Source organism: Variovorax sp. HJSM1_2, assembly GCF_049316285.1.
Taxonomy (GTDB): domain Bacteria; phylum Pseudomonadota; class Gammaproteobacteria; order Burkholderiales; family Burkholderiaceae_C; genus Rhodoferax_B.
Genome location: NZ_JBMOXA010000030.1, coordinates 1 through 25,423 on the forward strand (window position 1 = coordinate 1; position 25,423 = coordinate 25,423).

At 61.7% G+C, this 25,423-nt stretch carries 25 protein-coding genes; 9 read left to right on the forward strand and 16 right to left on the reverse strand.

Annotation, left to right across the window (positions count from 1 at the left end):
- Positions 1–651, forward strand: a 651-nt coding sequence (locus tag ACFQ95_RS22285; protein ID WP_422834581.1) for a solute carrier family 23 protein, incomplete at its 5' end; no start/stop codon positions are given.
- A gap of 10 nt (positions 652–661) precedes the next feature.
- Here the strand turns inward: ACFQ95_RS22285 and ACFQ95_RS22290 are convergent.
- Positions 662–1,249, reverse strand: a complete 588-nt coding sequence (locus ACFQ95_RS22290; protein ID WP_422834583.1) for a chorismate--pyruvate lyase family protein — start codon at positions 1,247–1,249, stop codon at positions 662–664.
- A 91-nt stretch (positions 1,250–1,340) separates the two neighbouring features.
- Here ACFQ95_RS22290 and ACFQ95_RS22295 point away from each other — a divergent pair, with 91 nt between their 5' ends.
- Positions 1,341–1,763, forward strand: a complete 423-nt coding sequence (locus ACFQ95_RS22295; protein ID WP_422834585.1) for a hotdog fold thioesterase — start codon at positions 1,341–1,343, stop codon at positions 1,761–1,763.
- A gap of 115 nt (positions 1,764–1,878) precedes the next feature.
- Here ACFQ95_RS22295 and ACFQ95_RS22300 read toward each other — a convergent pair whose 3' ends face one another.
- Together ACFQ95_RS22300 and ACFQ95_RS22305 are read right to left on the reverse strand one after the other, a co-directional pair.
- Complete coding sequence (locus ACFQ95_RS22300; protein WP_422834587.1) at positions 1,879–3,303, reverse strand: FAD-binding oxidoreductase; 1,425 nt, start codon at positions 3,301–3,303, stop codon at positions 1,879–1,881.
- 140 nt (positions 3,304–3,443) lie between these two features.
- Entirely contained in the window at positions 3,444–3,833 is a 390-nt protein-coding gene (locus tag ACFQ95_RS22305) for a hypothetical protein (protein ID WP_422834589.1), read from the reverse strand.
- A 187-nt stretch (positions 3,834–4,020) separates the two neighbouring features.
- On the opposite strand from ACFQ95_RS22305, the gene ACFQ95_RS22310 reads away from it, so the two are divergent.
- A complete protein-coding gene (locus ACFQ95_RS22310; protein ID WP_422834591.1) occupies positions 4,021–4,581 on the forward strand; it encodes a cob(I)yrinic acid a,c-diamide adenosyltransferase in 561 nt (186 codons plus the stop codon).
- A 37-nt stretch (positions 4,582–4,618) separates the two neighbouring features.
- On the opposite strand, the gene ACFQ95_RS22315 is transcribed toward ACFQ95_RS22310, so the two are convergent.
- The 5 genes from ACFQ95_RS22315 to ACFQ95_RS22335 all read right to left on the reverse strand — a co-directional run bounded on the left by ACFQ95_RS22315 (position 4,619) and on the right by ACFQ95_RS22335 (position 9,763).
- Positions 4,619–5,716: a hypothetical protein gene (locus tag ACFQ95_RS22315; protein ID WP_422834593.1), complete on the reverse strand. Its 1,098-nt coding sequence runs from the start codon at positions 5,714–5,716 to the stop codon at positions 4,619–4,621.
- Between the two features lie 86 nt (positions 5,717–5,802).
- On the reverse strand, positions 5,803–6,774 hold the full coding sequence (locus ACFQ95_RS22320) for a Bug family tripartite tricarboxylate transporter substrate binding protein (RefSeq protein WP_422834595.1): 972 nt from the start codon (positions 6,772–6,774) through the stop codon (positions 5,803–5,805).
- Between the two features lie 156 nt (positions 6,775–6,930).
- Positions 6,931–7,608, reverse strand: a complete 678-nt coding sequence (locus tag ACFQ95_RS22325; protein WP_422834597.1) for a DsbA family oxidoreductase — start codon at positions 7,606–7,608, stop codon at positions 6,931–6,933.
- Positions 7,609–7,659: 51 nt separating this feature from the next.
- Positions 7,660–8,226, reverse strand: a complete 567-nt coding sequence (locus ACFQ95_RS22330) for an NAD(P)H-dependent oxidoreductase (RefSeq protein ID WP_422834599.1) — start codon at positions 8,224–8,226, stop codon at positions 7,660–7,662.
- 187 nt (positions 8,227–8,413) lie between these two features.
- Positions 8,414–9,763: an aspartate aminotransferase family protein gene (locus tag ACFQ95_RS22335; RefSeq protein WP_422834601.1), complete on the reverse strand. Its 1,350-nt coding sequence runs from the start codon at positions 9,761–9,763 to the stop codon at positions 8,414–8,416.
- A 162-nt stretch (positions 9,764–9,925) separates the two neighbouring features.
- Here ACFQ95_RS22335 and ACFQ95_RS22340 point away from each other — a divergent pair, with 162 nt between their 5' ends.
- Positions 9,926–10,819, forward strand: a complete 894-nt coding sequence (locus tag ACFQ95_RS22340) for a LysR family transcriptional regulator (RefSeq protein WP_422834678.1) — start codon at positions 9,926–9,928, stop codon at positions 10,817–10,819.
- Here the strand turns inward: ACFQ95_RS22340 and ACFQ95_RS22345 are convergent.
- Positions 10,816–12,162, reverse strand: coding sequence for a D-amino acid dehydrogenase (locus ACFQ95_RS22345; RefSeq protein WP_422834603.1), 1,347 nt, complete (start codon positions 12,160–12,162; stop codon positions 10,816–10,818). The two genes, ACFQ95_RS22340 and ACFQ95_RS22345, sit on opposite strands and share 4 nt — an antisense overlap.
- Before the next feature lie 100 nt (positions 12,163–12,262).
- Here ACFQ95_RS22345 and ACFQ95_RS22350 point away from each other — a divergent pair, with 100 nt between their 5' ends.
- Positions 12,263–13,180: a LysR family transcriptional regulator ArgP gene (locus ACFQ95_RS22350; RefSeq protein WP_422834605.1), complete on the forward strand. Its 918-nt coding sequence runs from the start codon at positions 12,263–12,265 to the stop codon at positions 13,178–13,180.
- On the opposite strand, the gene ACFQ95_RS22355 is transcribed toward ACFQ95_RS22350, so the two are convergent.
- Positions 13,177–13,599, reverse strand: coding sequence for a universal stress protein (locus tag ACFQ95_RS22355; RefSeq protein ID WP_422834607.1), 423 nt, complete (start codon positions 13,597–13,599; stop codon positions 13,177–13,179). The two genes, ACFQ95_RS22350 and ACFQ95_RS22355, sit on opposite strands and share 4 nt — an antisense overlap.
- Positions 13,600–13,708: 109 nt before the next feature.
- Positions 13,709–14,461: an SDR family oxidoreductase gene (locus ACFQ95_RS22360; protein ID WP_422834609.1), complete on the reverse strand. Its 753-nt coding sequence runs from the start codon at positions 14,459–14,461 to the stop codon at positions 13,709–13,711.
- A 145-nt stretch (positions 14,462–14,606) separates the two neighbouring features.
- Between ACFQ95_RS22360 and ACFQ95_RS22365 the strand changes: the two genes are divergently transcribed.
- Positions 14,607–15,515, forward strand: a complete 909-nt coding sequence (locus ACFQ95_RS22365; protein ID WP_422834611.1) for a LysR family transcriptional regulator — start codon at positions 14,607–14,609, stop codon at positions 15,513–15,515.
- Between the two features lie 9 nt (positions 15,516–15,524).
- Here the strand turns inward: ACFQ95_RS22365 and ACFQ95_RS22370 are convergent, their stop codons facing one another.
- A complete protein-coding gene (locus tag ACFQ95_RS22370; RefSeq protein ID WP_422834612.1) occupies positions 15,525–16,358 on the reverse strand; it encodes a metallophosphoesterase in 834 nt (277 codons plus the stop codon).
- A 218-nt stretch (positions 16,359–16,576) separates the two neighbouring features.
- Here ACFQ95_RS22370 and ACFQ95_RS22375 point away from each other — a divergent pair, with 218 nt between their 5' ends.
- Positions 16,577–16,762: a hypothetical protein gene (locus ACFQ95_RS22375; protein ID WP_422834614.1), complete on the forward strand. Its 186-nt coding sequence runs from the start codon at positions 16,577–16,579 to the stop codon at positions 16,760–16,762.
- Positions 16,763–16,779: 17 nt separating this feature from the next.
- Here the strand turns inward: ACFQ95_RS22375 and ACFQ95_RS22380 are convergent, their stop codons facing one another.
- Complete coding sequence (locus ACFQ95_RS22380) at positions 16,780–17,781, reverse strand: LysR family transcriptional regulator (protein WP_422834616.1); 1,002 nt, start codon at positions 17,779–17,781, stop codon at positions 16,780–16,782.
- A gap of 436 nt (positions 17,782–18,217) precedes the next feature.
- Between ACFQ95_RS22380 and ACFQ95_RS22385 the strand changes: the two genes are divergently transcribed.
- On the forward strand, positions 18,218–18,952 hold the full coding sequence (locus ACFQ95_RS22385; RefSeq protein WP_422834618.1) for a hypothetical protein: 735 nt from the start codon (positions 18,218–18,220) through the stop codon (positions 18,950–18,952).
- Between the two features lie 173 nt (positions 18,953–19,125).
- Here the strand turns inward: ACFQ95_RS22385 and ACFQ95_RS22390 are convergent, their stop codons facing one another.
- From ACFQ95_RS22390 to ACFQ95_RS22400, 3 genes are all read right to left on the reverse strand, one after another.
- Entirely contained in the window at positions 19,126–20,994 is a 1,869-nt protein-coding gene (locus tag ACFQ95_RS22390; protein ID WP_422834619.1) for a phosphoenolpyruvate carboxykinase (GTP), read from the reverse strand.
- A gap of 321 nt (positions 20,995–21,315) precedes the next feature.
- Positions 21,316–21,465 (reverse strand): hypothetical protein, encoded by a 150-nt coding sequence (locus ACFQ95_RS22395; protein WP_422834621.1) that lies wholly within the window; start codon positions 21,463–21,465, stop codon positions 21,316–21,318.
- Positions 21,466–21,540: 75 nt separating this feature from the next.
- Positions 21,541–22,779, reverse strand: a complete 1,239-nt coding sequence (locus ACFQ95_RS22400) for a threonine ammonia-lyase (protein ID WP_422834623.1) — start codon at positions 22,777–22,779, stop codon at positions 21,541–21,543.
- A gap of 159 nt (positions 22,780–22,938) precedes the next feature.
- On the opposite strand from ACFQ95_RS22400, the gene ACFQ95_RS22405 reads away from it, so the two are divergent.
- Positions 22,939–25,251, forward strand: coding sequence for an ATP-binding protein (locus ACFQ95_RS22405; protein ID WP_422834624.1), 2,313 nt, complete (start codon positions 22,939–22,941; stop codon positions 25,249–25,251).
- Positions 25,252–25,423 lie beyond the last annotated feature (172 nt).

Genomic DNA, 25,423 nt, shown 5'->3' on the forward strand with positions numbered 1-25,423 from the left:
GGCCTGGGTCTGGGCAAGCCGCTGGACCTGAGCGGTGTGGCCAACGCCGCCTGGTTTGGCCTGCCGCAGTTCACCAGCCCGGTGTTCACCGGCAACGCCATGCTGCTGATGGCCCCGGTGGCCATCATCCTGGTGGCCGAGAACCTGGGCCACATCAAGGCCGTGACGGCCATGACCGGCAAAGACCTGGACCGCTACATGGGCCGCGCCTTCATGGGTGACGGTGTGGCCACCATGGTCTCGGGCAGCGTGGGCGGTACGGGGGTGACCACTTATGCCGAGAACATAGGCGTGATGGCCGCAACCAAGATCTACTCCACCGCGATCTTTCTGGTGGCGGCCTTGCTGGCGCTGGTGCTGGGTTTTTCGCCCAAGTTCGGCGCCATCATCGCGGCCATTCCGCTGCCGGTGATGGGGGGTGTGAGCATTGTGGTGTTTGGCTTGATTGCCGTGGCCGGCGCACGCATCTGGGTGGAAAACCGGGTCAACTTTGCCGACAACAAAAACCTCATCGTGGCCGCCATCACGCTGATCCTGGGCACGGGCGACTTCACCTTGAAGTTTGGTGAGTTTGCCCTCGGCGGCATCGGTACCGCCACTTTTGGTGCGGTGCTGCTGTACCAGTTGCTCAATCTCAAAAAGTCGTCTTGATGCTGCAGGCTTAGCGAAATCCGGTGATGGGGAACTTCTCGGTGATCATCCCCATCACCCGCCCGCTCTGGCGCAGGGTGTAGCTGCGCGACAGCAGCAGGGTATCGGCCGCCAGGCCAAAGTGCGCCGCCACGGCAGCAAAGCGCTCCAGCCGCAGGTCGACAATCTCGCGGTACATCTCGGCCCGTTCCTGACGCCACAGCAGGCCAATCGGCACTTCGGTATCGACCAGGCCCGCGCGTATGGCGGGCGACAGCCGGGCCAGCACAAAGGTGGACGCGGCAAACACCAGCGGTGTGGTGCCATGTATCAGCATGATTTCGCGCTGCAACAACGAGGCGCCCGCTGGTGCATCCAGCGCTTCCAGCAGACCCGATGCGTCTGCCAGCGGCCCGGTGCCCACGGTCTGGAAAAGCTTGCTCGCGCGAATCGGGCCGCCCGCGTACAAACGCAGCAACTCGGTGACCGAACCATCGGTGGTCAACAGCACTTTTTGAAACAGGCTCAGCTGGGGCTCGCGGTGCAGGTTTTCAGGCGCAAGCATGCGTTCCAGCATAGGCTCGAAGATGGCTTCTTGGTAGGTGTTGATGGTTTTCAAATGGGGCTCTGCGAAGTAGGAATGCAGGGGTGACAGAGATGTTCGACGAGTCGTCCTATAGTGGTGTCCACGCAAAAAGGAAGCCGCAAAAATGTCGATCTGGAAACAACCCATCTCCGTGGAAATCTTGACCCAACTAAGCAAGAACACGGCCATCAGCCATTTGGGTATGGAGTTCGTTGAAGTGGGTGACGATTTCATCCGCGCGCGTGCACCGGTGGATGCACGAACCGTGCAACCTTATGGTCTGCTGCATGGCGGCGTGTCGGTTGTCCTGGCAGAAACACTGGGTTCTTGCGGCGCCGCCTATTCCGTGCCCGACGGCCACCGCGCCGTGGGCCTGGACATCAACGCCAACCACTTGCGCGGCGCCAGCAGCGGCTGGGTCACCGGCACCGCCCGCCCGGTGCACCTGGGGCGCACCACACAGGTCTGGCAAATCGACATCGTGAACGAAGCGGGGCAGATGGTATGTGCCTCGCGTCTCACGGTGTCGGTGCTCGCGCCTAGGTAAGCCGGACCACAAAAAGCCGACCCTTTGAGGTCGGCTTTTCAAGCGTTGAATTGGCAGTTCACGCATACTGGGCATGCGTGAGAAGCTCCTTTTTCAGGAGCGCTCTGCGAGCCGGTTACAGCGAGAAGATCTTGCCGGGGTTCAGAATGTTCTTGGGGTCCAGCGCGCGTTTGATGGTGCGCATCATGTCCACCGCGCCGTCGCCAGTTTCGTCCACCAGGAAACCCATTTTGTGCAGGCCTACACCGTGTTCGCCGGTGCAGGTGCCGCCCAGGCTCAGCGCACGCGCCACCAGGTCGTGGTTGAGCTTCTCGGCCGTCACCCGTTCTTCGGGAATGTTAGGGTCCAGCAGGTAGCCGAAGTGGAAGTTACCGTCGCCCACGTGGCCGACCAGGAAGTACGGAATGCCCGAGGCATCGGCCTCGGCCACCGAATCCAGCAGGCAGTCGGCCAGGCGCGAGATCGGCACGCAGGTGTCGGTGGAAATGGCTTTGCAGCCGGGGCGTGATTGCACGGCGGCGAAGTAGGAGTTGTGCCGCGCCGTCCACAGGCGCGTGCGCTCTTCGGGGGTGCTGGCCCATTCAAAGGCATTGCCGCCGAACTCAGAGGCAATCTCCTGCACCAGCTCGGCCTGTTCCTTCACGCCCGTGGGCGAGCCGTGGAACTCCATCAACAGCATGGGCTCTTCGCGCAAACCCAGCTTGGCGTAGGCGTTGACCATGCGCACAGTGTTCACGTCTATCAGCTCCACACGCGCAATCGGCACGCCCAGCTGTATCACCTGGATGGTGGTGCGCACCGCAGCTTCAATGCTGGGGAAGGAGCAGATCGCCGCCGAAATGGCTTCGGGCAACGGGTAGATGCGCAGCGTGATCTCGGTGATCACACCCAGCGTGCCTTCGCTGCCGACCATCAGGCGTGTGAGGTCGTAACCCGCGCTGGACTTTTTGGCGCGTGTGCCGGTGCGTATGACTTCGCCGCTGGCCGTCACCACTTCCAGCGCCAGCACGTTTTCGCGCATGGTGCCGTAACGCACGGCGTTGGTGCCGCTGGCGCGTGTGGCACACATGCCGCCGATGGACGCGTCGGCGCCGGGGTCTATGGGGAAAAACAGGCCGGTGCTCTTGATCTCGTCGTTGAGCTGCTTGCGCAACACGCCGGGCTGCACGGTCACGGTCAAGTCGTCGGCATTGACCGAGAGCACCTTGTTCATGCGGCTCACGTCCAGGCTGATGCCACCTTGCACCGCCAGCAGATGGCCTTCCAGCGACGAACCCGCGCCAAACGGGATCACCGGCACCGCGTATTCACTGGCCAGCCGCACCACGTCGGCCACATCCTGTGTGCTCTCGGCAAACACCACCGCCGAGGGCGGCGGCATGGTGAACGAAGACTCATCGCGCCCATGCTGTTCGCGCACCGCCATCGCCGTCGAGCAACGCTCGGCAAAGCGCTGTTTCAGCGCGTCTATCAATGCCGGGGGCACGTCACGGGCTTGGACTTGGGGTTGCAGGTGCGAGGGGTGGCTGGGGGCGTTCATGGGGTCTCCTGTAGACCGCCATTGTGAACCAATGTGAGCGCATCGGTGTTGGCAGGGCAGACATGGGCGCTGTGAAATTTCTTCATGCCGCCGCGGCATTCCACCTGTGGTTTGCCGCCTCTGAGCGGCGCTGCCCAGGCCTATTGCCGAATCGCCTGTTCAAACTCTTCTGGCTGCAAATACCCGTCTTTGTTGCGGTCGTTTTCTTGGAACACCTCGGCCACGGCGGGCAGGCGTTCGGCCTCTTCGCGGCTGAGTTTGCCGTCGCGGTTGTTATCGGCACGCTGAAATGCCAGCGTAGCACTGCGGCTGCTGATGCCCGACACTTGTACATAAGGCGTGTTGGGTTTGGCGGAGCTTGCCTCGTCAGCCCGCGCACGCAGATGCAGGGTGGCCGCACCACCGAGCACCAACGTGGCGAGCAGGGCCACACTGCTGACTTCAAAATTGGTGAGGTATACCGTCGCTTGTTTCGCCGTTTTGCTGGCAGTGGCGCTTACAGAGGCGAGGTTTTTTCGCTTTTCGGTCATATTACTCTTGCGGATAAGTGAAACATTCGGCCATTCCACCCCAGCGTGCCGCACAAAGCGAGCACTCTTGCCTGCTGTTGCGGCTCATACATTTGCTGTCTTTGTGTAACTAACACACAAAGAATTAACGACTTAATACGGCCTATTGGCTCCGTTCTCACCCATTTGTTGCACAAAGGAACCCCCCATGGGCCAACGCCTCACGCAAATCGCCACCCGCACCGGAGACAACGGCACCACCGGCCTGGGCGACAACAGCCGCGTCTCGAAAAACCACTTGCGTGTGCACGCCATGGGCGACGTGGACGAGCTCAATTCCCACCTCGGCCTGCTGCTGTGTGAGCCGCTGCCGGAAGATGTGCGCCCGTTACTGGTCGAAATTCAGCACCAGTTGTTCAACCTGGGCGGCGAGTTGTCGGTGCCGGGTTATGAACTGCTCAAACCCGAAGCCGTGCTGGCGCTGGACGAGGCGCTGGCCACCCACAACGCCCAGTTGCCACGCCTGCAGGAGTTCATCTTGCCCGCCGGCAGCCGTGCCGCCAGCCAGGCCCATGTCTGCCGCACCGTGGCGCGGCGTGCCGAACGTGCCGTGGTGGCGCTGGAGCAGGAAGAAAGCCTCAATCCCTCGCCACGCCATTACCTCAACCGCCTGAGCGATCTGCTGTTTGTGCTGGCGCGGGTGCTGAACCGCATGGACGGCGGGGACGATGTGTATTGGAAGAGCGAGCGGCTGGCGCGCGGAGAGTGAGCCCGTCTATACGTGTCAGTGGCAGTACTTCATCCGGCTATGCCATAGCTTTCCAGTTTCGGAAAACGGACTTCAGCCGTTCGACGGTGTGTGTCCACTTAGGCGTAGTTGGTTGACAGACCGTATTCTGATTGCCGAACAGTCCGACCTCGTGGAATGCGTGGGCGACATCAACCGTATCCAGCCATTTCACGCGCACAAAATACTCCGCCTGTTCGGGGTCGTTCGCTGTTTGACGGTACAGGCTACCGTGTTGAAGAACATCTATGGCTAACTGCTCTCCCTTCAGCGTTTCGACCTTAAAGTCTTTCGCTGATTGGACCGACTCCGAAACCTCGCCTACGCCAACAAAACCTTTTTTGGGGATCTTGACCCAGATGCGATCCCCCGGAGACAGCAACTTTAGGGTTTGGCTGTACCAGCTACCTCCGCCGCCGCTGACAAAGCCATACTGTCTCGCATCCTCCCAGCTGCGGCTGGAGGTGTCGCCAAAAGAGACATAAAACTCACCGTTCCAAGGCGCTCTTTCGCCCTTACTTTGAGGGGCAGTTGCAGCATTTGCTTGGGTCTCTCCCGGGTCGATCATCCAGGCCCGACTGAGAAGTTGCTGACCGGCGTTTTCAAACACTTGGAAGAACACGACATTGATGGCTATGTCGCGGGCATTCAGGTATCCCACGATGCGTTCGGTCGATGCATCCAGTTCGGACGCCACGATGATGATCTGGTGTGAATGGTTGAGTGTTTCCTCATCCAGCTCTGTGCCAAAGCGGCGTTGAAAGTCTGTTTCTAAACTTTGACCATTGGAGAAGCGGTTGTAGATCTGAACAATACGGTCAGGCGTCAATTCCGCGACCCAGGAGGCGTAGTCCAATGCCTGCGCCACGATATCTCGTGGTGTGCGATCCCGTTTCAATTCGATTAATACAAGTGCGCCGTCTGGCGCGATAGCCAAAAGGTCGATCCGGCCACCATGGCTAGTGATTTCCTGTTTGCCAATCAGCATCCATTCGCTAGACAGGATCCGCGGCTCCCGGACGATCATCTCCTCTAGCAGCCGTTCGCTGGCAAGACGCGCAAGCGGCACTTGAATCGGTGACTGGCCAACTTGCCAAATAGCGTGTTGAATAGGCATAGGACTATCAGGTTGGATCTATCGTCGGCTCGAAGGCATTCATACGCGCACCGCGCAGTAAAAAGGCCCCGAAGGGCCTAACATTTTTACTCGACCGTGGCCCCGGAAGCCTGCACGATGCCCTTCCACTTTTCGTAGTCGGTCTTCAGCAAGCTGGAGAACTGCTCGGGCGTCATGCTTTGTGGTTCGGCGCCCTGGGCGTGAATGGCGTCCTTCATTTCGTTGGTGGCCAACAGCTTGTTGACTTCGGCGTTGACCGTGGTCACCACGTCTTTGGGCGTGTTGGCGGGCGCGAAGATGCCGTACCAGGTGCTCACGTCAAAACCCTTGTAGCCCGATTCGGCCACGGTGGGCACGTCGGGGAACGAGCTGCTGCGCTTGGCCGAGGTCACGGCCAGTGCGCGCATCTTGCCGGACTTGATCTGTGTGATGGCCGAAGGCACGGACGACACCAGCAGGTCGATGTTACCCGACAGCGCGTCTATCATGGCCGGGTTGGAACCTTTGTAGGGCACGTGGCGGATCTTGATGCCGGCGGCCTTTTCAAACAGGTCGCCCGCCAGGTGGATGGTGGTGCCGCTGCCCGGCGAGCCGTAGGTGATGGTGTCGGGCGCAGCCTTGGCCGCCTTGACCACGTCTTCCAGCGTTTTGAAGCGCGAGTTGGCGCTGGTGGCAATGACGATGGGTGTGTAGGCCACGTGGGCGATGGCGGTCAGGTCCTTGGTGGGATCCCAGGGCAGGTTTTTGTACAGCCAGGGGCCAACCACCAGGTTGTCTTTCTGGCCCATCACCAGGTCGTAGCCGGTGGGCGCGGCGCGCGTGGCTTCGGTGATGCCAATGGTGCCGCCGGCACCGGCGCGGTTGTCGGCCACCACGGTCCACTTGGTGGATTCGGTGAGTTTGGCGGCCACCAGGCGCGACAAGATGTCGGTGCCGCCGCCGGGTGGGAAGGGCACGATCAAACGGATGGGCTTGGCGGGGTAGCTTTGCGCGAACGACACGGCGGGTGTCGCCACGGCGGCGGCCACGATGGCCAGCGACAGGATTTTCTTCAGCATGATGGTGATGTCTCGGATGTGTGCAGATGCGCCGGCCGCCAGGGCGACAGCCGGCTTTCACTTGCATTTAGGCAGTCGAATTCTAGGCGCACCGCGAGGCGCGGCGCATCGGGTCTAGCCCTTGCGCAGTCTGCAGATGCTAAGTTGGCTTAGCGCTCAGGCGGTGGCTGTGGGCAGCAATGCCTGCTGCATCGCCTGCAGCAGCTGCGCCGGGTCTTGTGCGCCCGACAGCGCCACCTTGTGGTTGAAGATAAAAAACGGCACACCGTTGATGCCCATCTCGCGCGCCCGCTGGTCGCCTTCGGCCACGGCGGCACGGGCTTCCAGGGTGCCCAGGAAGTGGCGCACCGCGTGGCCGTCCAGCCCGCCTTCATCGGCAATTGCGGCCAGCACATCGAGATCGCCGATGTTGCGGTTCTCGGTGAAGTAGGCGCGCAGCAGGCGTTCCTTGATGTCGGTGCCGTCGCGGCCGTTTTGCTGGGCGTAGGCCAGCAGGGTGTGGGCGGCCAGGGTGTTGGGCTGCTGCTTGATGGTGTCGATGTTCAGTTGCAGCCCGACAGCTTGGCCGGCGGCTTTGACCCGCGCGTAAATGGTGGCGGCGCGTTCCGGGCCACCAAACTTGTCTTCCAGATATTGCTGGCGCGCAATGCCTTCGAGCGGCATGTCGGGGTTGAGCTGGAACGGGTGCCAGCGCAGCACCGGCTGGGGCAGGGCAGCGGCCTCAGGCAAGGCCAGTGCGGCTTCTAGCTTGCGTTTGCCGATATAGCACCAGGGGCAGACCACATCGGAGACGATGTCTATGACCAGTTCCGGGGCTTCTTGAGTTGTCGACATGGGGTGTTTCTCCGGGGGCAGTTCTGGTGAATGCAATCGGCCGCTGGCGCTTTACTGGCTTGCGGAAGACGCTAGCAAAAATGTTGCGGCCTGGGCCACGGCCTGGGTATCGGCCTCGACCGCCCTGGGCGGCCCGCCCTTGCCCCACAACACACCGCCATCGGTCATCCCCAAAAACTGCGCGCACAGTTTGACCGAGTCCATCATCGGCTGGGCCTTGGCACGGTCGCCGCTGGTGGTGATCAGGCGCAGGGTCTTTTGCGCCATCTGCGCCTTGAAGTCCAGGCCCGGCACACGCATCCAGCCGCTCCAGTGGTCGATGTAGGTTTTGATGTGTGCGGGCAGGCTGTACCAGTAGACGGGGGCCACGAGCACGATGTCGGTGGCGGCCAGCGTGGCATCCAACAGGGTTTTCAGGTCGGCGGTTGGCGGCGCGTAGCTGCCGGTGGTGTGGCGCAGGTCGACAAACGCGGGCAACTGCATCTGCGCCAGGTGGTGCCAGGTGGTGGGGGTGTTGGACGGCAGGGCCGCGGCGGCCTGCTGGGCCAGCCATTCGGTATTGCCCAGATGGCCGCTTTCACGGGTGGAGGCGACGAGAAACAGGACGCGACGAGACATGTGGATGGGTGCCTAGCTGATGAGATGCCCCGATTCTGTACGAGGCGCATAAGCCCTGCAGGGTGTGCAGATTCAGGCTACCGTAGGGGCCACCCGGGCACCAGCGCTTGCCAGCGCGCGGCAAAGATTCTCCAGCCACGCGCAATACACCGATGTCGGCGTGGTGCGCGACGACTGGAGGTGTGCTTTAGTTTGTTTCGTTCAGAGTCTCACCGAGCGCGTTGATCAAACTATCAATCTGGCCGCGCTCGATGATGAACGGCGGCGCCAATTGGATGGTGTCGCCACCGTAGCGCACGTAGAAGCCCTTCTTCCACATCGCCATGGCAATCTCGTAGGGGCGGCGTGCGGGTTCGCCGGGCAAGGCGGCGATGGTGATGCCGGCGGCCAGGCCGAAGTTGCGGATGTCGGTGACGTGTTTCGCACCTTTGAGGCTGTGCACGGCGTTTTCAAAATGCGGCGCGATGGCGCGCACTTTGTCGACCATGTTTTCGCGCACCAGAATGTCCAGCGCGGCCAGGCCCACGGCGCAGGCCACGGGGTGGGCCGAGTAGGTGTAGCCGTGCGGAAACTCCAGCATGTAGTCGGGGCCACCCTGGTTGATGAAGGTGTCGTAGATGTCCTTCTTCACCAGCACCGCACCCATGGGTTGTGCGCCGTTGGTGATTTGTTTGGCCACGTTCATGATGTCGGGCGTGACACCAAACGCCTCGGCTCCGGTCATGGCACCCGCGCGGCCAAAGCCGGTGATCACTTCGTCAAAAATCAGCAGGATGTTGTGCGCCGTGCAGATCTCGCGCAGGCGTTGCAGGTAGCCCTGGGGTGGAATCACCACACCGGCCGAGCCCGCAAACGGCTCGACGATCACGGCGGCAATGTTCGAAGCGTCGTGCAGTGTGATGAGGTTGAGCAACTCGTCGGCCAGTTCGGCGCCCTGGGCCGGCATGCCGCGCGAGAACGCGTTTTTGGCCAACTGTGTGTGTGGCAGGTGATCGGCCGCAACACCTTGGCCAAACACCTTGCGGTTGGCGGCGATGCCACCGACCGAGATGCCGCCAAAGTTGACGCCGTGGTAACCCTTTTCGCGGCCGATCAGCAAAGTTTTGCTGGCCTGGCCCTTGGCGCGCCAGTAGGCACGGGCCATCTTCAAAGAGGTGTCGGCGGCTTCAGAGCCCGAGCCGGTGAAGAACACGTGGTCGAGGCCGTCAGGAGTGAGTTCCTTCAGCTTGTTGGCCAGCTCGAACGACAGCGGGTGGCCGAACTGGAACGCGGGCGAGTAGTCGAGTGTGGCCATCTGGCGCGTGACGGCTTCCACCAACTCGGTGCGGCCGTGGCCCAGGCCGCAGCACCACAGGCCGGAGAGTCCGTCCAGAATTTGCCGGCCATCGGCGTCGGTGTAGTAGACGCCCTTGGCGCCGACGATCAAGCGCGGGTTGGCTTTGAAGTCGCGGTTGCCGGTGTAGGGCATCCAGTGGGCGTCGAGCCAGGCGGCGTCGGTGCGCGGGGCTGCGAGGCGGTTGGCGTCGGTCATGTCCATGAGGGCTCCTGCGGGTGGTGTTGTGTCGGGGTTAAGAGTCAATCGAAGGATTTTGATGGGGCGCAATACTCTTATCTATAGATAATCATCACTGTTTAGTTGCGGGTTTATGAAAGTAATGAGGGTGCAGATTTGAATACCTTGCTGGGCCAGTTGAGCGACATGGATCTGCGCCTGCTGCGCGTGTTCAAGGTGGTGGTGGAATGTGGCGGCATGGCGGCGGCCGAGCTGGAGTTGAACATCGGCATCAGCACCGTGAGCCGCCACGTCAAAGACCTGGAAACCCGGCTGGGCCTGACGCTGTGCCGGCGCGGCCGGGCCGGTTTTGCGGTCACACCCGAAGGCCAGCAGATCTACGACGAAACCCTGCGCCTGCTGGCCGGGGCCGATGCTTTTCGCCACCGCGTGGACGAAATCCACCAGCGCATGGGCGGGCAATTACACATTGCGGTGTTCGACAAAACCGCAAGCAACCCCGAAGCACGGCTGGGCGAAGCGATTGCGCGTTTTGGGCTACTGGCGCCCGAGGTGGCGCTGAACTTACACGTGGCGCCTATCAACGCCATCGAGCGGGGTGTGATGGATGGACGCTTCCAGATCGGTGTGGTGCCGGGCCACCGCAACTCGGACAGCCTGAGCTACGACGACCTGTTTGGCGAAACCATGCACTTGTATTGCGGTGCCACACATCCCCTGTTTGCGGCGGATCACGCAACGCTGGAGTGGACGCACATTCGCGCGCACGCGTTTGCCGGCCTGGGCTACCACTCGCCCAACATGGAAATCAGCCGCCAGGTGCACCTGCAGCGCACGGCCACGGGTTTTGACCAGGAGTCGATTGCCACGCTGATCTTGTCCGGCCGCTACCTGGGTTTTCTGCCCGAGCATTACGCCGCAGGTTTTGTGCAAGCCGGGCTGATGCGCGCCGTGCGCCCGGCGCTGTTTCGCTACGACTGCCGGTTCTTGAGCATTGTGCGGCGCTCACCCGAGCCGTCGCGCGTCACGCTGGCGTTTCAGGCCTGCCTGCGCGAGGCGCACCGCCTTGAGAGTGCCTAAGCGGTGATCGGCCGCATGGCGTGCCGGGCGCGTTCGAAGCCGTAAAAGTTGAACGGCATCGCCGGTAGTTCACCGCTGAGCAGCGCCGCCATGGCCTTGCCCGAACCCGCGCCATGGGTCCAGCCCAGCGTGCCATGGCCGGCGTTGACCCACAACTTGCCGACCTTGGTGCGTCCTATATAGGGTACGTTGGTCGGGGTGGCGGGGCGCAGCCCGGTCCAGAAGCGTGGCTGGCCGCCTTCGGCCTCGCTGCGGGTGTCGCACACGCCGGGCAACACGGCCTCGATACGCTCGGCCAAAAGGCGGCAGCGTGCCTGGGCCAGGGGGGTATTCAGCGACAGGTCAAAACCGCCGAGTTCAATCGTGCCGGCCACGCGCAACTGGTCGCCCAGGCGGCTCATGGCGCATTTCACTTCGTCGTCTATGGTTGACACCATGGGCGCCAGTTCGGGGCGCAGCAGTTTGAAGGTGGCGCTATAACCCTTGCCGGGGTAGATGGGCAAATCCACGCCCACACTGCGCAGCAGCGGCGCGGAGTACGAGCCGCAGGCCACCACCACGGCATCGGCCTTGAGGGTTTTGACTTGTGAATCAAATGTGCCCCCAGCGCTTGCTGCATTGGCGCGCACAGCTACGGATTCAATAGCATTTTGCGCGCGGTTGAGCCGCACCACGTCGTGGTGGTACAAAAACTCGGCACCACGCGCGCTGCAGCGCTGGGCCAGCGCTTGGGTGAAGACCCGGGCATCGCCGCTTTCGTCGCTGGCGGTGAACGTGCCACCGACGATGCGCTGGCCAAAGGGTTTGAAGGCTGGCTCTATGCGCAGCAGCTCGTCGCGGCTCACCACCTCACGCGCCACACCGAATTTGCGCATCAGGGCGGCGGCGTCGCCGGCGGCGTCAAAAGCCTTTTGCTCGGTGTAGTAATGGGCGATGCCGCGCTCCAGCCGGTTGTAGCTGATGCCGGTCTGGCGCACCACGTCTTTCAGCGCCTGGTGGCTGTAACTGCCGAGTGCCACGATCTGCTGCACGTTGCGTTCAAAGGCCGTGCCGTTGCATTGGCTCAGAAATTGCAGCCCCCAACGCCATTGCTGCCAGTCGAGTTGCGGACGGAACAACAGCGGTGCGTCGTTGCGGAACATCCACTTCAGGAGTTTGCCCGGCGCGTCGCGGTTGGCCCAGGGTTCGCAGTAGCTGACGGAGATCTGCGCGGCGTTGGCAAAGCTGGTTTCCAGTGCGGCATCGCCCTGGCGGTCGACCACGGTGACTTCGTGGCCCCGTTCGAGCAGATGCCAGGCGGTGCTGATGCCAATGATGCCGGCGCCCAAGACGATGATTTTCATAGACCGAAGTGTGATTTGACGGCCCGAGAATTAACAGCAGAATTAAACTAATTATGAATTTATCAGTCGGCCTAATAATCCAAGCGGTGTTCAAGCCCTTATGAGTATCTTTGACCCGGACGCGTTGGAATGCCTGGCCGCGATTGTGGAAGAGGGCGGTTTCGAGCGCGCGGCGCAGCGCCTGAACATCACGCAGTCGGCGGTGTCGCAGCGCCTGCGTTCGCTGGAGGCGCAGGCCGGCACGGTGCTGATCGTGCGCAGCCGCCCGCTCAAACCCACGGCGGCGGGGCGCTTGCTGCTGAAACACACCAAACAGTTGCGCCTGCTGCGTGCCGACCTGGAGCGCGACATGCAAGACCTGGCGCCGGGCCTGGCCGGGGGCACACGCGACGAAGAGCGCATTTCGATTGCCATCAACGCCGACAGCATTGCCACCTGGGCCATGGGCGCGTTGGAAGGCATAGTGCAGCAGGGTTTTCCGCTGGAAATCATTGCCGACGACCAGGACTTCACCCAGGAATGGCTGCGCGAAGGCCATGTGATGGGCTGTGTCACCACGCTCAAGCAAGCTTTGCGCGGCTGCCGTGTGGCGCCGCTGGGGTCTATGCGTTACGTGGCCGTGGCCAGTGCAGATTTGGTGCGTGACAAGTTGGCCGGCAGCCAACTCACGCCGCACAACTTTCGCCGTGTGCCGTTTGTCGCGTTCAACCGCAAGGACGATATGCAAACGGAATTTGTCGGCGCCGCGTTTGGCTTGAAGCGCGTGGCGCTGAACCAGTTGTTTGTGCCCAGCTCAGAGGGCCAGGTGCGTGCCGTGCTGGCCGGCTGGGGCATCAGCGTGGTGCCCGAACTGCTGGTACGCGGTCTGTTGGAGCAGGGTTTTCTGGTGAACGTGCTGCCCACGCACCACCAAGCGGTGCAGTTGTACTGGCACTGCTGGAACCTGCAGTCGGATGCCCTGGACAGCCTCAGCGACGCCTTGATCGACGCCGCTGCGGCCGCCCTGGGGACACACTAGCGAACCACTAGCACCGGCACCTCGGACTTGGCCAGCACCTGGGTGGTGACCGAGCCCACGACCAGTTTCGCCAGCGCGTTGTGGCCGTGTGAGCCCATCACCACCAGGTCGAATTTTCCGGTGCTGACGGCCTTGGAAATGACATCGGCGGTGGAGCCGACCTTGTAGGCCGACGTGGCGTCTATGCCTTTTTGCGCCAGGAATTTGACAACCGGCTTCAGCACCTTTTCGGCTTCTTCTGCGTGGTACTTGGCGACCTCTTCCGAACCCAGGGCGGCTTTGGCGCGTGGTGGCAGGGCCGTCTGCGCGTTGAAGGCCGTGAATTGCGAACTCTGGCCGAACAGTTCAGGGTGGGTGACCAGATAGGCCAACATCTTCTTGGTGTACGGACTGCCATCCACAGCGAGCAGAATCTTCATGCAAGGTCTCCCAGGTTGAAAGCAACAGTGTATGCATGCTGACGGATGGTCGCCTTAATACTGGTCAAACTTGTAAGGAGTTTTGCTGCAACCGGCTTGCAGCTTGCGCTCAGAACTCCTGCACGGTGGGGCGCAACACGATCTCGCTGATGTCCACTTCAGCGGGCTGTTCCACTGCATACACAATGGCGCGGGCCACGGAATCGGCGGGGATCTGATTCGCTTCGTAGAAGGCGGCGACACCTGCGACGGCATCCGCATCCGTGCTGCCGTGTTTCAGTTCAGACTCCACCGCGCCGGGCGAGACGATGGTGGTGCGCACACCGGCTGGCGCCTCGGTCCGCAAACCTTCGGAGATGGCGCGCACGGCAAACTTGGTGGCGCTGTACACGGTGCCAATGGGCGTGAAAACCTTCAGTCCAGCGACCGAGGCGATGTTGATGATGTGGCCGCTGTTCTGTGCGGTCATGGTGGGCAAGACGGCGGCAATACCGTGCAACACACCCTTGATGTTGACGTCGATCATGCGGCTCCACTCGTCCACCTTGCCCTTGGCAATCGGCGCCAGCGGCATGATGCCGGCGTTGTTCACCAACACGTCGATGCGGTCAAAGCGCTTGAGGGCGGCGTCGGCCAGGGTCTGCATCTGGTCCATGTCGACCACGTCGGTGGCCACGGCGATGGCCTGGGCGCCGCTGGCTTCGAGTTCTTTGACCAGGGCTTGCAGGCGGTCGGTGCGGCGCGCGGCCAGCACCAGGCGGGCGCCGCGTGCCGCCAAAAGGCGGGCGCTGGCTTCACCCAGGCCGCTGCTGGCGCCGGTGATGATGACGACTTTGTTTTCGATGTTGCTGGTGATGTTCATGGTGATTCCTTAATCGGTTGATGGGGTTTGTGCGGCACGGGTTGAATTCTGAAATTGGGCCGGTGATCCGTAAATTGACATGCCGCGAGTTCAGAATTCCAAAAAATGGCACACTGAAGCCTCCCCCCGTACCTTGATCCCCACCATGTCCAACCGTCTGGAAGCGCTGCGCATCTACTGTGTTGCGGCCGAAACCCGCAACTTTCGCGAGGCGGCAGCACGGCTCGCGGTATCACCCCAGGTGGTGACGCGGGTGGTGAAGGAACTGGAGGACGAACTGGGTGAGCCGCTGTTCCATCGCAGCACACGCGGCGTGCAGCTCACCACCTTTGGCGAACAACTGGTGCCGCGTGCGCGTGAAGCCGTGGGCGGGGTGGACGGCTTGTTTCACCGCAGCGACCGGCGCACCGCATCGGCGCATGCGGGGGTGGTGCGTATCGCTGCGCCCACCTTCATAGGCCGGCAGTTCGTGCTCGGCCATTTGTCGGCTTTGTCAGCCCAGCATCCCGGCCTGGTGCTGGACATGCGCTTGTCCGAAGCCATTGCCGATGTGGTCGACCAGCAGATCGACGTGGGTGTGCGTATCGGCTTCATGCGTGACAGCCGGTTCGTGGCGCGTCCGGTGGGCAAGGCCGACTTTGTGGTGGTGGGCGCGCCTGCGCTGTTGGAACGTGTGGGTCAACCCAGCAGCCTGGAGGAATTGTTTGCGCTGCCCACTACCGCCCTGGTTGACCGCAATACCGGCAGGTTGTGGCCCTGGTTGTTCAAGGGCGGCCGCCAGATGAGTCCCAGTGCTCCGACCTTTGTGACCGACCATGCCGAGGCCGAATGTGAGGCGGTATTGGCCGGCATAGGCTTTGGCCAGCTCACGGCCTTTTTTGCCGAACCCTACATCCGCGCCGGACGCCTGGTGCGTTTGTTTGATGAGCAAGCGCCCGATCCTTGGACGTTGTTTGTCTATCGTTCGCAGCGTGCGCCTGTGCCCGCCCGGGTGCGTTTGGTGTTTGATAGCTTGATCGAAGCGCTGACCGGCCTGGGTGAATCGACCGCTTAGAACAGATTTTCAGACTTCGACCACGAAATGGTCCTGGAAGGCCACTTGTTCCCCTTTGGCGGCATAACCCAGGGGGTTGGCCACGACGCGGCAGCGGTGTTCGCCTGCGGCCGTGGCCTGCGTCACGGTGTAGTCGATGGGGCAATGCAGGTGGCCGTGTATCCATAAATCGGCCTGGGCAAATAAGCTGTCCAGCGCATTGCAGAAACCGGCGGTGCCCGGCGTTTCGCCATAGCGTGGATCGGCGCTGCGCAAACTGGGTGCGAAGTGGGTGACCGCCACGGTGGGCCCGGCGTGTGGGGTGTTCAGCGCATCCACCAGCCAGGCCTGGCACTGCAGCGCCAGTTCGCGCATCTCCTGCGCCAGCATGGGCTGGCCTTGCAGCAGGGTGGTGTTTTTGCGCAGGTAGTAGTTGGCCGCGCGAAAGGCCTTGTCGCGCTGGCGCAGCAGGTCGGGCAGGGTCGTCGCGCGGCTGGCGAGCGCGTCAAAGTCGCTCCACAAAGTGGTGCCGACAAAACGTACGCTGCCGATGTGCACCACCTGGCGCTCCAGCCATTCAATGCCCAGATCAGCACACAGACTGCGCAGCCGGGTGGTGGTGGCCTCGAATTCCAGGGCATCGAATTCATGGTTGCCCGGCACATACAGCGTGCGCGGCCAGGCCGGGCCGTTGGCTGCTGGTGAAAAACGGCGCAGGCCAAAGTCGTCTTCACGCAGGCGTGAACGCTCCTGGTACGAGCCAATGTCGCCGGCCAGCACCAGCACCTCCACGCCCGCAGCGATGCGCGGCTGGTAGTCCGGCGCCTGTTCAAGATGCAGGTCGGACAGCAGCTGGATTTTCATGTGAGTGGCGGGTTAAGGTGTTCAAAGGCGGTGTGGCGGGGGCCACACCGCAGTTTAGAGGCGGCGTGACAAATGCCGCACAAAACAGCTTCTGAGGTGGCGTGAAGGTGCGATGTTTGAGGTTATGCGCAAGCTGCATAGATCGGCTATTGCTTTTCTAGGGTTAACCCTTATTCTTCAAACATCGCAGTTTTAGCTGCTTAGACCGAGAGTCCACCATGTTTGATTTCATCGCCAAAGTGCAACCCCTGAAGTTCTTTTTGTCCAATAGCAAGGCCGCACCTGCGCGCCAGGACGTGGCCAACAACTTGTTTGAATCGGCCGACAACCGCGCCGGTCTGGATCCACGCCACGCGGCCGAACTGCGCGACGCAGCCCGCGCCTACCTGAGCGTTGTGCGCTGAGCGCAGACGTTCTGCCACTAGATCTTCAAGTCCATTTGTTCGCGCCACTCCGGCGTTCCGGCGGCAAATGCCTGGCGCGCAGAGCGGGATAAGGCGTCACGCAACCAGGCGTGCCCGCCACTGTGTTCATGGCGCAGGTGCCAGACGGCATCAACATGCACCGCCGGTACCGCAAACGGCAACTCGCGTTGCACCAATCGCGTGGCAATGCCGGTTTCCTCCACAAAGTGTTTTGGCAGCACGGTCAGCAGGTTGGAGTTGAGCACCACCCGTCCGGCGGTGAAAAACTGGTTCACCGTCAACACCACACGCCGGTCACGCTTCAGGCGCTCCAAGGATTCGTCGATGAAGCCGTAGGGCCGGCCCGAAAAGCTCACCAGCAAGTGGCGCGCGGCGCAAAAACGGTCCAGCGTGAGCGGGCCGTCGGCCAGCGGGTGTTCGCTGCGCATCACACAGACATATTGGCCGTCATACAGGCGAAGGGTGGCGAAGGTGCTGCTTTTGCCAACCTGCGCACGCGCCGTCAAATCGGCCACCATGGCGGGGAAGAAGCCCACGGCCAGGTCGGCCGAGCCTTCTTCCAGCAGTTTGCGTGGGTCGCGCGTCGTCAACGGCACGACGCGCAGTGAAATACCGGGCGCTTCGTTTTCCACTATGCCCACCAGACCGGGAATCAAGGCGGCGGCGGTGGCATCGGCCATGGCGATCACAAAGGTGTCGTCGGCCTCGGCGGGCACAAAGTTTTGCGGCGTGAGCGACTGCTGCAGTTGCAGCAGGGCATCACGTACCGCCGGCCACAACACCACGGCGCGCGGTGTGGGCTCCATGCCCTGACCGCTGCGGCGTACCAATTCATCGCCCAAAGCCTCGCGCAGGCGGCGCAGCGCATTGCTCACGGCCGGTTGTGTCAACGACAGGTTGTGTGCGGCGCGCGTCAAGCTGCGCTCGGACATGATTTCGTTGAAAACCCGCAGCAGGTTCAAGTCCAGGGTGCGGAAATTCGGCTCATGAGGCGGCATGGCGGGCAGCTGTGGTTTTGAGGTTGTGAACGATTTCACGAATAAAGATGCGATGTCGGACAACAAGCTTGTGGTTAATCGACAAATTAGAGTTTCGACTCCAGCTCAATACATGCCATGACCCGCCATGAGCTGCTACCGAATAGACCCCGGTGATGTTGCGGCGCATCATTTTCAAAGGGGTTTGTTCATCTAAAAAGATAGCGTCTATCGCTGTCCAGATAAGCAAAATAGCTCAATCCAGTGCTTTCTGATTGTTCTCTTGTGCAGCAGCCATACGTTTCTGAGCCCAGACGTCACAGTGTGAAAAATTACCAATACATCACCATTGTGAATGAATTCCATCACAAAGATAAAGTGGAAAATTACTAGGGGTAACCCTAAGATTCAGCCATCCCAAGCCCTTTGGCAGGGATAAACGAAAAGGAAAAATATCATGACCAGCTTTGTCCACACCAATATGTCCACCGTGCACCCTGGCGTTGCACGTGCGGAATCGGTCTACGCTGCAGCGCGTGAGCTGCGTCAGGGAGGCTTCGACAGCGCCAAGGGTCTGTCGGCCGTTTTGTTGGCTGCTGTTGTGGCCGCTTTTATGGTGGTCGCCGACAAGATGGTGGACACCTGGGCCGAAGGCCACTTGTTCACCGCTTGGGTGATCATGTGGGCCGTGGCTTTTGCCGCCCTGGCACTGAGCGCCGGTACCGTGCGCCGCGTGGCCAATCGTGTTGTCGCCGCCGCTGACGGCTGGTCGCGCCGTGTCGCTCAAGAGCGTGCCGATCAACGCCTGTGGGAAACCGCACAACAAGTGCCTGCCGTCATGGAAGACGTGATGGCCGCCATTGCCCGCAGCAACGTGGCCGCTCCAGCGATTGCCCGTAGCGCCGTCCAAGTCCCTGCTTCCGTGGCATCGAGCTTCTCGTTGGCCAAGGTGGTTGCCGAATGGCAAGCCAAGAACGCCCGTGCCCGTGCCGACGCCCGCCTGTGGCAAGTGGCCCAGCGCGACAGCCGCGTGATGGCCGACCTGATGGCCGCGCAAAGCCGTAGCGAACTGGCCACCAGCGAAGTTGTCGCCGCCAAGCCTGCTGCACCCGCTGCTTTCAAAGTAGAAAAGGCCGCCGTACAGCGCGACATCCTGTACACGCGTCACCCCAACTTCGCGTATTACGCTTGATTGTCTCCGTGCCCCTTACGAGGGGCATCTTCAAAAGCTGCCTGTTGGCAGCTTTTTTTATGCAGAAAAGATAGCTGCCTGCGCTTTCTGGCTAAGCCCTGGAAGCTTATTTCTCAACAATCTTGCGCGCACAAAAAAGCCCGGACCAGCCGGGCTTTTGAGCGTGAAGGCGATCAGGCGGCCAGGCCGGCTGCGAGCTTCTCTTTGGTTTGCACCAGTTCGGCCGGCAGGTGGTAGGCCAGTTGCTGGAACAGCTCGGTGTGCAGGTCCAGCTCTTTGAGCCAAGCCGCGCGGTCAATGCTGGTCACGGTGTCGAACTGGGCAGGCGTGAAGTCCAGGCCGGTCCAGTTGATGTCGGCGTAGGCTGGGCTCACACCGAAGATGTGTTCGCTGCCGGTGTTGGCGCCTTCGATGCGGTCGATCATCCACTTCAGCACACGCATGTTTTCGCCGTAGCCGGGCCAGACGAACTTGCCGTCGGCACCCTTGCGGAACCAGTTGGTGGTGTAGATCTTGGGCAGCGTGGCGCCCGAGGCTTCGAGCTTTTGGCCCAGCTTGAGCCAGTGCTGGAAGTAGTCGGCCATGTTGTAGCCCATGAACGGCAGCATGGCGAACGGGTCGCGGCGCACCACACCTTGTTGGCCAGCGGCGGCGGCCGTGGTTTCGGAACCCATGGTCGCGGCCATGTAGACGCCTTCGGTCCAGTTGCGCGCTTCGGTCACCAGCGGCACCGTGGTCGAGCGGCGGCCGCCGAAGATGAAGGCGTCGATCTTCACACCCTTGGGGTCGTCCCAGGCTTCGTCGAGTGCCGGGTTGTTGATGGCGGCCACGGTAAAACGTGCGTTCGGGTGCGCCGCCTTGGCGCCGGTTTCCTTGGCGATTTGTGGCGTCCAGTCCTTGCCTTGCCAGTCGATCAGGTGCGCGGGCAAAGCCTTGCCGGCGACGTCATCTTCCATGCCTTCCCACCAGACGTCGCCGTCATCGGTGAGTGCCACGTTGGTGAAGATCACGTTCTTGTCCAGGCTGCGCATGCAGTTGGGGTTGGTCTTGTAGTTGGTGCCGGGGGCCACACCGAAGTAGCCAGCCTCGGGGTTGATGGCGCGCAGCGAGCCGTCGGCCTGCGGCTTGATCCAGGCGATGTCGTCGCCGATGGTCGTGACCTTCCAGCCTTCGAAGCCGGTGGGTGGCACCAGCATGGAGAAGTTGGTCTTGCCGCAGGCGCTGGGGAAAGCCGCTGCCACGTGGTACTTCTTACCCTGCGGATTGGTCACACCCAGGATCAGCATGTGTTCGGCCAGCCAACCCTGGTCGCGGCCCATGGTGGAGGCGATGCGCAGCGCAAAACACTTCTTGCCCAGCAAGGCGTTGCCGCCATAACCCGAGCCATAGCTCCAGATTTCGCGGGTTTCGGGGTAGTGCACGATGTATTTGGTCTTGTTGCAAGGCCACTTCACGTCGGCCTGGCCGGCTTCCAGCGGCGCGCCCACGGTGTGCACGCAGGGCACGAAGTCGCCGTCCACACCCAGCACGTCGTACACGGCGGCGCCCATACGCGTCATGGTGCGCATGTTCACGGCCACATAGGGGCTGTCGGACAGTTCAATGCCAATGTGGGCAATGGGCGAACCCAGCGGACCCATGCTGAAAGGCACGACATACATGGTGCGGCCCTTCATGCTGCCCTTGAACAGCGGGGCCAGCGTGGCGCGCATTTCGGCGGGTGCCATCCAGTTGTTGGTCGGGCCGGCATCTTCCTTCTTTTCAGAACAGATGTAGGTGCGGTCTTCCACACGCGCCACGTCGCTCGGGTCGCTCTGGGCGAGGAAGGAGTTGGGGCGCTTGGCCGGATTGAGCTTTTGGAAGGTACCGGCGTCGACCAACTGCTGGCACAGGCGTGCGTACTCTTCTTCGCTGCCATCACACCAGTAGATGTCTTTGGGCTGCGTCAGTGCGGCCATTTCGGCGACCCAAGCGATGAGCTTGGCGTTCTTGACGTATTTGGGTTCGTTCAGGGTCAGGCCCTGCATCGTGGGTGCGTTCATCGGTAAAGCTCCAAAGTAAAAAATCGTCTTGTCAAAAGCAGCGTCAGCCCAGGGGCGCGATGCAGTCTTTGAAAAGACGTCTCTTGGCGTACGGTGTCTCACCTGATCCAGGCACCTCAAGGCCGATTTTAGGGAGTGGTTCTAAAGTTACCAAACGATTACAGGCCAACTTTATGCAAAACATGCATCATGTTATGTGTGTTGGTATGCGCTGCTGTAGGCCAAAAGCGCGTTTGGAAAACGCTTTCTGGAGGCCAAACGACAAATGCCGGTGACCTTGCGGTCACCGGCATTTAGGTGAAAGTGGAAGCGGGTTGGCGCTTACGCCATGAAGACGGCGATAAACGCGAGCAAGAAGATCAAGACGCCGCCTACCACGGGCAAAACGATGGGGATCAGCGGCACGATCGCCTCGATGGCGTCTGCGGGCTGATGCTCGGCTGCGCTGTGGTGCTGCGTGGGTTCGGACATGGCGACTCCTTTTCTGCTCTTTTGCTTGGATTTGTCTGTGCGACAGATTCTAGTGGTGCTTCTTCACCCGCCAAGTCATATTTGTTCATTGGCTTCAAAACCGGCGGCGCGCAGCGCCTGCAGAACCTCTTGCACATGCGCGCGGCCGCGGGTTTGGATCACCAGTTCAATGTCCACGTTCTGCGCCGACAAGGCGGTGAACGCCCGCTGGTGGTGCACTTCGTTGATATTGGCCCCGGCCCCGGCCACTGTCGCGGTGATTTTGGCCAGCGAACCCGGGTTGTCGCGCGCGCCCACCCGCAGCCGTGACAAGCGCCCTGCGCGCACCATGCCGCGCTCGATGATGGCGGCCAGCAACAATGGGTCGATGTTGCCGCCGGACAGCACCAAGCCCACATTCTTGCCGCGAAACCGCTCCGGATATTTAAGCAGCGCGGCCAATCCTGCCGCCCCCGCGCCTTCGACCACCGTTTTCTCGATCTCCAGCAGCATCAAAATGGCCTGTTCGATGTCGCCTTCATCCACCAGCACAAGATCGTCCACCAGTTCGCGGATGATGTCCTGGGTGAGTTGTCCGGGCATGCCCACGGCAATGCCTTCCGCAATGGTGCTGCTACCCTGGGGAAGGGCTGTGCCCTTGATCGCGTTCACCATGGCCGGAAACTGGCGGGTTTGAACACCGACGATGTGTATTTCGGGTTTCAAGGCGCGGGCGGCTGTGGCAATGCCGGCAATCATGCCGCCGCCGCCGACAGCGATCACCAGCATGTCGAGCTGCGGCACCTGCGTCAGCATCTCCAGCCCGACCGTGCCTTGGCCGGCGATGATGTCGGCGTCGTCGTAGGGATGCACAAACACCAGGCCGTCGCGCTCAGCCAGCCCATAGGCGTGGCTGCGGGCTTCTTCCAGTGTGTCGCCGTGCAGCACCACTTCGGCGCCAAAGCCGCGTGTCCGTTCCACTTTGACGCCGGGGGTGAAACGCGGCATGACGATCACCGCACGCAAGCCCAGCCGTTGGGCGTGGTAGGCCACCCCTTGGGCGTGGTTGCCGGCGCTCATGGCCACCACCCCGCGTAGCGCTGGTGTGTCTGGTGCGGCGCCACTGATACGCGCCGCGTCGGCGTCGGCCAGTTGTACCAGTTTGTTGCAGGCACCACGCTCCTTGAACGAGGCGGTGAACTGCAGGTTCTCGAACTTCAAAAACACTTCTGCGCCGGTGATCTGCGAAATGGTGCGCGAGTCGACGCAGGGCGTGTCCAGAATCTGTCCCTTCACGCGCAGGGCGGCGGCGTGGATATCAGCAAGTGTGGTCATGGCGAGGAGTGTGACAAATTTTTGCGCTGGCACGATGATGACATGCCCGTTTGACACCGTCGCCGCTGTACCCCCGCGAAATTCTGCGCAGCATCTTCCCAAGGGTTGCGCCCTGCGTTATGGTGCGGCCAACGTATTCCGTTCCTGGGAGCACTTTCCATGGTGAAACGCTCGATATCGACCGCTGCTGGCGCCCTGCTCATTCCCTCGCCCGGATTGCAGCAGGCGCCTGTGCTGGATTTGATGTGTTCCCACTTTGTGCTGACCCTGGTGGCCCGGCAAGGTGCCAAGTTCAACGTTCGGCGTGACTTGAACAGCCTGTTGGCCATGGCCGGTCGCCACCTGGTGTGGCCGTTGCCGGTACTCAGCCGCCTGCGCGAGTTTCTGGGCCGGCGTTGCAAGGACAATGAGTTCTGGCGCGGCCATGCGGCGCTGGACACCACTGAGTTCCTGGAGCGTCACGGCATCTGGCGCGGCCCCTATGAAGAGGGCACGCTGTTCTTTTATCTGGACGAATACGCCAAGGACCAGCCAAAAGACCTGCTCTCGGCGCTGACCGTCACCGGCGAATGGCTCACCCAGGTGTTGAAGAAGCAATCCACCCTGGTCGAAAAAAACATCGATGCGCTTTCCGGTCTGCTGCTGCTCAACAAGGCCGAACGTGCGCTGCTGCTCTACGGCACGTTGGCGCGTTACCAGCGCGATCTGCGCACCATCCTGGTGGAGGTGAAGGTCAACAACGCGCCCGAAGCCTATGCCGCGATCGCCGAGTTGGCCGGCGTGAGCCCGTCCGATGTGGGTGAGGCCTTGCGCGCGGGCTCGCGGCTCGAACGCATAGGCCTGGTGGAGAACCTGATCTCCGAACACAACATCACCGATCTGGCCGACCTGATGAAGGTCAGCGAAAAGCTGCCGCCGGTGCTGATGCGCGAATACCGCAACCAAAACGAGCTGATGGCCGTGTTCACGCGGCCGGCCACACGCAGCACACTCAAGCTGCAGGACTTTTCGTTTGTGGTCGATGACGCACAGGTGATGGTGTCGCTGCTGCGCAATGCCGTGGCGCGTAAAGAGCCGGGTGTGAACGTCTTGCTCTACGGTCCGCCCGGCACCGGCAAAACCGAGCTGGCGCGTGTGGCGGCCGATGCCGCCGGACTCGACTTGTTTGAAGTGGAATATTCCGACCGCGACGGCAACTCGCTCAGCGGCCGCGACCGCTACCGTTCGCTGCAGATCGCCCAGGTGTTCTTGAAAGGCAGCGTGCAGGCCGCCTTGTTGTTTGACGAAGTGGAAGACGTGTTCCCGCCCATCAGCTCCGAGGCCGCGCAGCTGATTGCGCGTGCCGAGCAGGTGCCGGCGCCGAGCAATAACTCGGTCAGCGGCAAGGCCTGGGTGAACCAGATTCTGGAATCGAACACCGTGCCCACCATCTGGATCACCAACCGCATAGAGCAAATCGACCCGGCGTTTCGCCGCCGCTTTGCCTACCACCTGGAATTGCGTTCGCCACCGCCAGGCGCGCGTGAAGGCCTGATACGCAAAACCCTGGAAGGCGTGGCGGTGTCGGATGTGTTTGTGGCCAAACTCACTGAACGCAAAGGCCTCACGCCGGCGCAGATCCGGACGGCCGTGCGTTTTGCCCAATTGGCCACCACCGAAGCCTTGGGCCTGGAGAGCCTGATCGAGCGCCAGTTGACCAACGCCGACAAGGCCTTGGGCGGCCAGCACAAGGGTTCTGAAGGGCGGCCCAGTGTCACCACCTACAGCCTGGACATGCTCAACGTCGAATGTCGCTTCGAGATTCCGCGCGTGGTGCAGGCGCTGAAGGCGCGTGGCCACGGCACACTGTGTTTCTACGGCGCACCGGGCACCGGCAAAACCGCCTTGGCCGAACACATCGCCAAGTCGCTGGGTCGCCCCCTGCTCATCAAACAGGCTAGCGATTTGATGAGCAAGTTTGTCGGCGAGACCGAGCAGAACATGGCCGCCATGTTCAAGGAAGCCGAAGCCGAGCAGTCGGTGCTGCTGCTTGATGAGGCCGACAGCTTTCTGCAAGACCGCCGCGGCGCGCAGCGCAACTACGAGGTCAGCGAAGTCAACGAGATGCTGCAGGGCATGGAGCGTTACAACGGCATCTTCATCTGCACCACCAACCTGCTGGACCGCATAGACCAGGCGGCGCTGCGCCGCTTCGCGTTCAAGATCAAATTCTTGCCACTCACGCGTACGCAGCGCGAAACCATGTTCATCACCGAAGCCCTGGCCGGTGACAACAGTCAACTCAGTGCCGAACTCGCGGCACGCCTGTTGAAACTCGAGCAACTTTGTCCCGGCGACTTTGCCGCTGTGAAGCGGCAAGCGGAAATTCTCGACGTGTTGATCGAGGCCGATGAATTCATGGCGCAACTCGAGGCCGAGCACCGCATCAAGCCCGAAGTGCGCGATGCCCGCAGCATGGGTTTTGTGCCGTAGTGCCGCGCAGGCGGATTTCGACGCTGCGCCCACCGCGGGGGTGGTGTGATGGCAAGGGGTGATACAGACCCTCTAAGAACGTGTTTACGATGGCCGTGTAGCCGCATTGGAGCGCAATCGGGACGAGTGGGTTGTCAAAGACCGCTGCATTGGCTCACTTTTGCGCCTGGCA

Coding starts and splice junctions, on each gene's coding strand:
- ACFQ95_RS22390 (WP_422834619.1), bottom strand. CDS start 20,994: ATGAACGCACCCACGATGCAGGGCCTGACCCTGAACGAACCCAAATAC.
- ACFQ95_RS22355 (WP_422834607.1), bottom strand. CDS start 13,599: ATGAAGATTCTGCTCGCTGTGGATGGCAGTCCGTACACCAAGAAGATG.
- ACFQ95_RS22365 (WP_422834611.1), top strand. CDS start 14,607: ATGTCCAACCGTCTGGAAGCGCTGCGCATCTACTGTGTTGCGGCCGAA.
- ACFQ95_RS22320 (WP_422834595.1), bottom strand. CDS start 6,774: ATGCTGAAGAAAATCCTGTCGCTGGCCATCGTGGCCGCCGCCGTGGCG.
- ACFQ95_RS22360 (WP_422834609.1), bottom strand. CDS start 14,461: ATGAACATCACCAGCAACATCGAAAACAAAGTCGTCATCATCACCGGC.
- ACFQ95_RS22400 (WP_422834623.1), bottom strand. CDS start 22,779: ATGACCACACTTGCTGATATCCACGCCGCCGCCCTGCGCGTGAAGGGA.
- ACFQ95_RS22300 (WP_422834587.1), bottom strand. CDS start 3,303: ATGAACGCCCCCAGCCACCCCTCGCACCTGCAACCCCAAGTCCAAGCC.
- ACFQ95_RS22330 (WP_422834599.1), bottom strand. CDS start 8,226: ATGTCTCGTCGCGTCCTGTTTCTCGTCGCCTCCACCCGTGAAAGCGGC.
- ACFQ95_RS22345 (WP_422834603.1), bottom strand. CDS start 12,162: ATGAAAATCATCGTCTTGGGCGCCGGCATCATTGGCATCAGCACCGCC.
- ACFQ95_RS22325 (WP_422834597.1), bottom strand. CDS start 7,608: ATGTCGACAACTCAAGAAGCCCCGGAACTGGTCATAGACATCGTCTCC.
- ACFQ95_RS22335 (WP_422834601.1), bottom strand. CDS start 9,763: ATGGACATGACCGACGCCAACCGCCTCGCAGCCCCGCGCACCGACGCC.
- ACFQ95_RS22340 (WP_422834678.1), top strand. CDS start 9,926: ATGGATCTGCGCCTGCTGCGCGTGTTCAAGGTGGTGGTGGAATGTGGC.
- ACFQ95_RS22370 (WP_422834612.1), bottom strand. CDS start 16,358: ATGAAAATCCAGCTGCTGTCCGACCTGCATCTTGAACAGGCGCCGGAC.
- ACFQ95_RS22310 (WP_422834591.1), top strand. CDS start 4,021: ATGGGCCAACGCCTCACGCAAATCGCCACCCGCACCGGAGACAACGGC.
- ACFQ95_RS22385 (WP_422834618.1), top strand. CDS start 18,218: ATGACCAGCTTTGTCCACACCAATATGTCCACCGTGCACCCTGGCGTT.
- ACFQ95_RS22375 (WP_422834614.1), top strand. CDS start 16,577: ATGTTTGATTTCATCGCCAAAGTGCAACCCCTGAAGTTCTTTTTGTCC.
- ACFQ95_RS22295 (WP_422834585.1), top strand. CDS start 1,341: ATGTCGATCTGGAAACAACCCATCTCCGTGGAAATCTTGACCCAACTA.
- ACFQ95_RS22315 (WP_422834593.1), bottom strand. CDS start 5,716: ATGCCTATTCAACACGCTATTTGGCAAGTTGGCCAGTCACCGATTCAA.
- ACFQ95_RS22405 (WP_422834624.1), top strand. CDS start 22,939: ATGGTGAAACGCTCGATATCGACCGCTGCTGGCGCCCTGCTCATTCCC.
- ACFQ95_RS22305 (WP_422834589.1), bottom strand. CDS start 3,833: ATGACCGAAAAGCGAAAAAACCTCGCCTCTGTAAGCGCCACTGCCAGC.
- ACFQ95_RS22395 (WP_422834621.1), bottom strand. CDS start 21,465: ATGTCCGAACCCACGCAGCACCACAGCGCAGCCGAGCATCAGCCCGCA.
- ACFQ95_RS22350 (WP_422834605.1), top strand. CDS start 12,263: ATGAGTATCTTTGACCCGGACGCGTTGGAATGCCTGGCCGCGATTGTG.
- ACFQ95_RS22380 (WP_422834616.1), bottom strand. CDS start 17,781: ATGCCGCCTCATGAGCCGAATTTCCGCACCCTGGACTTGAACCTGCTG.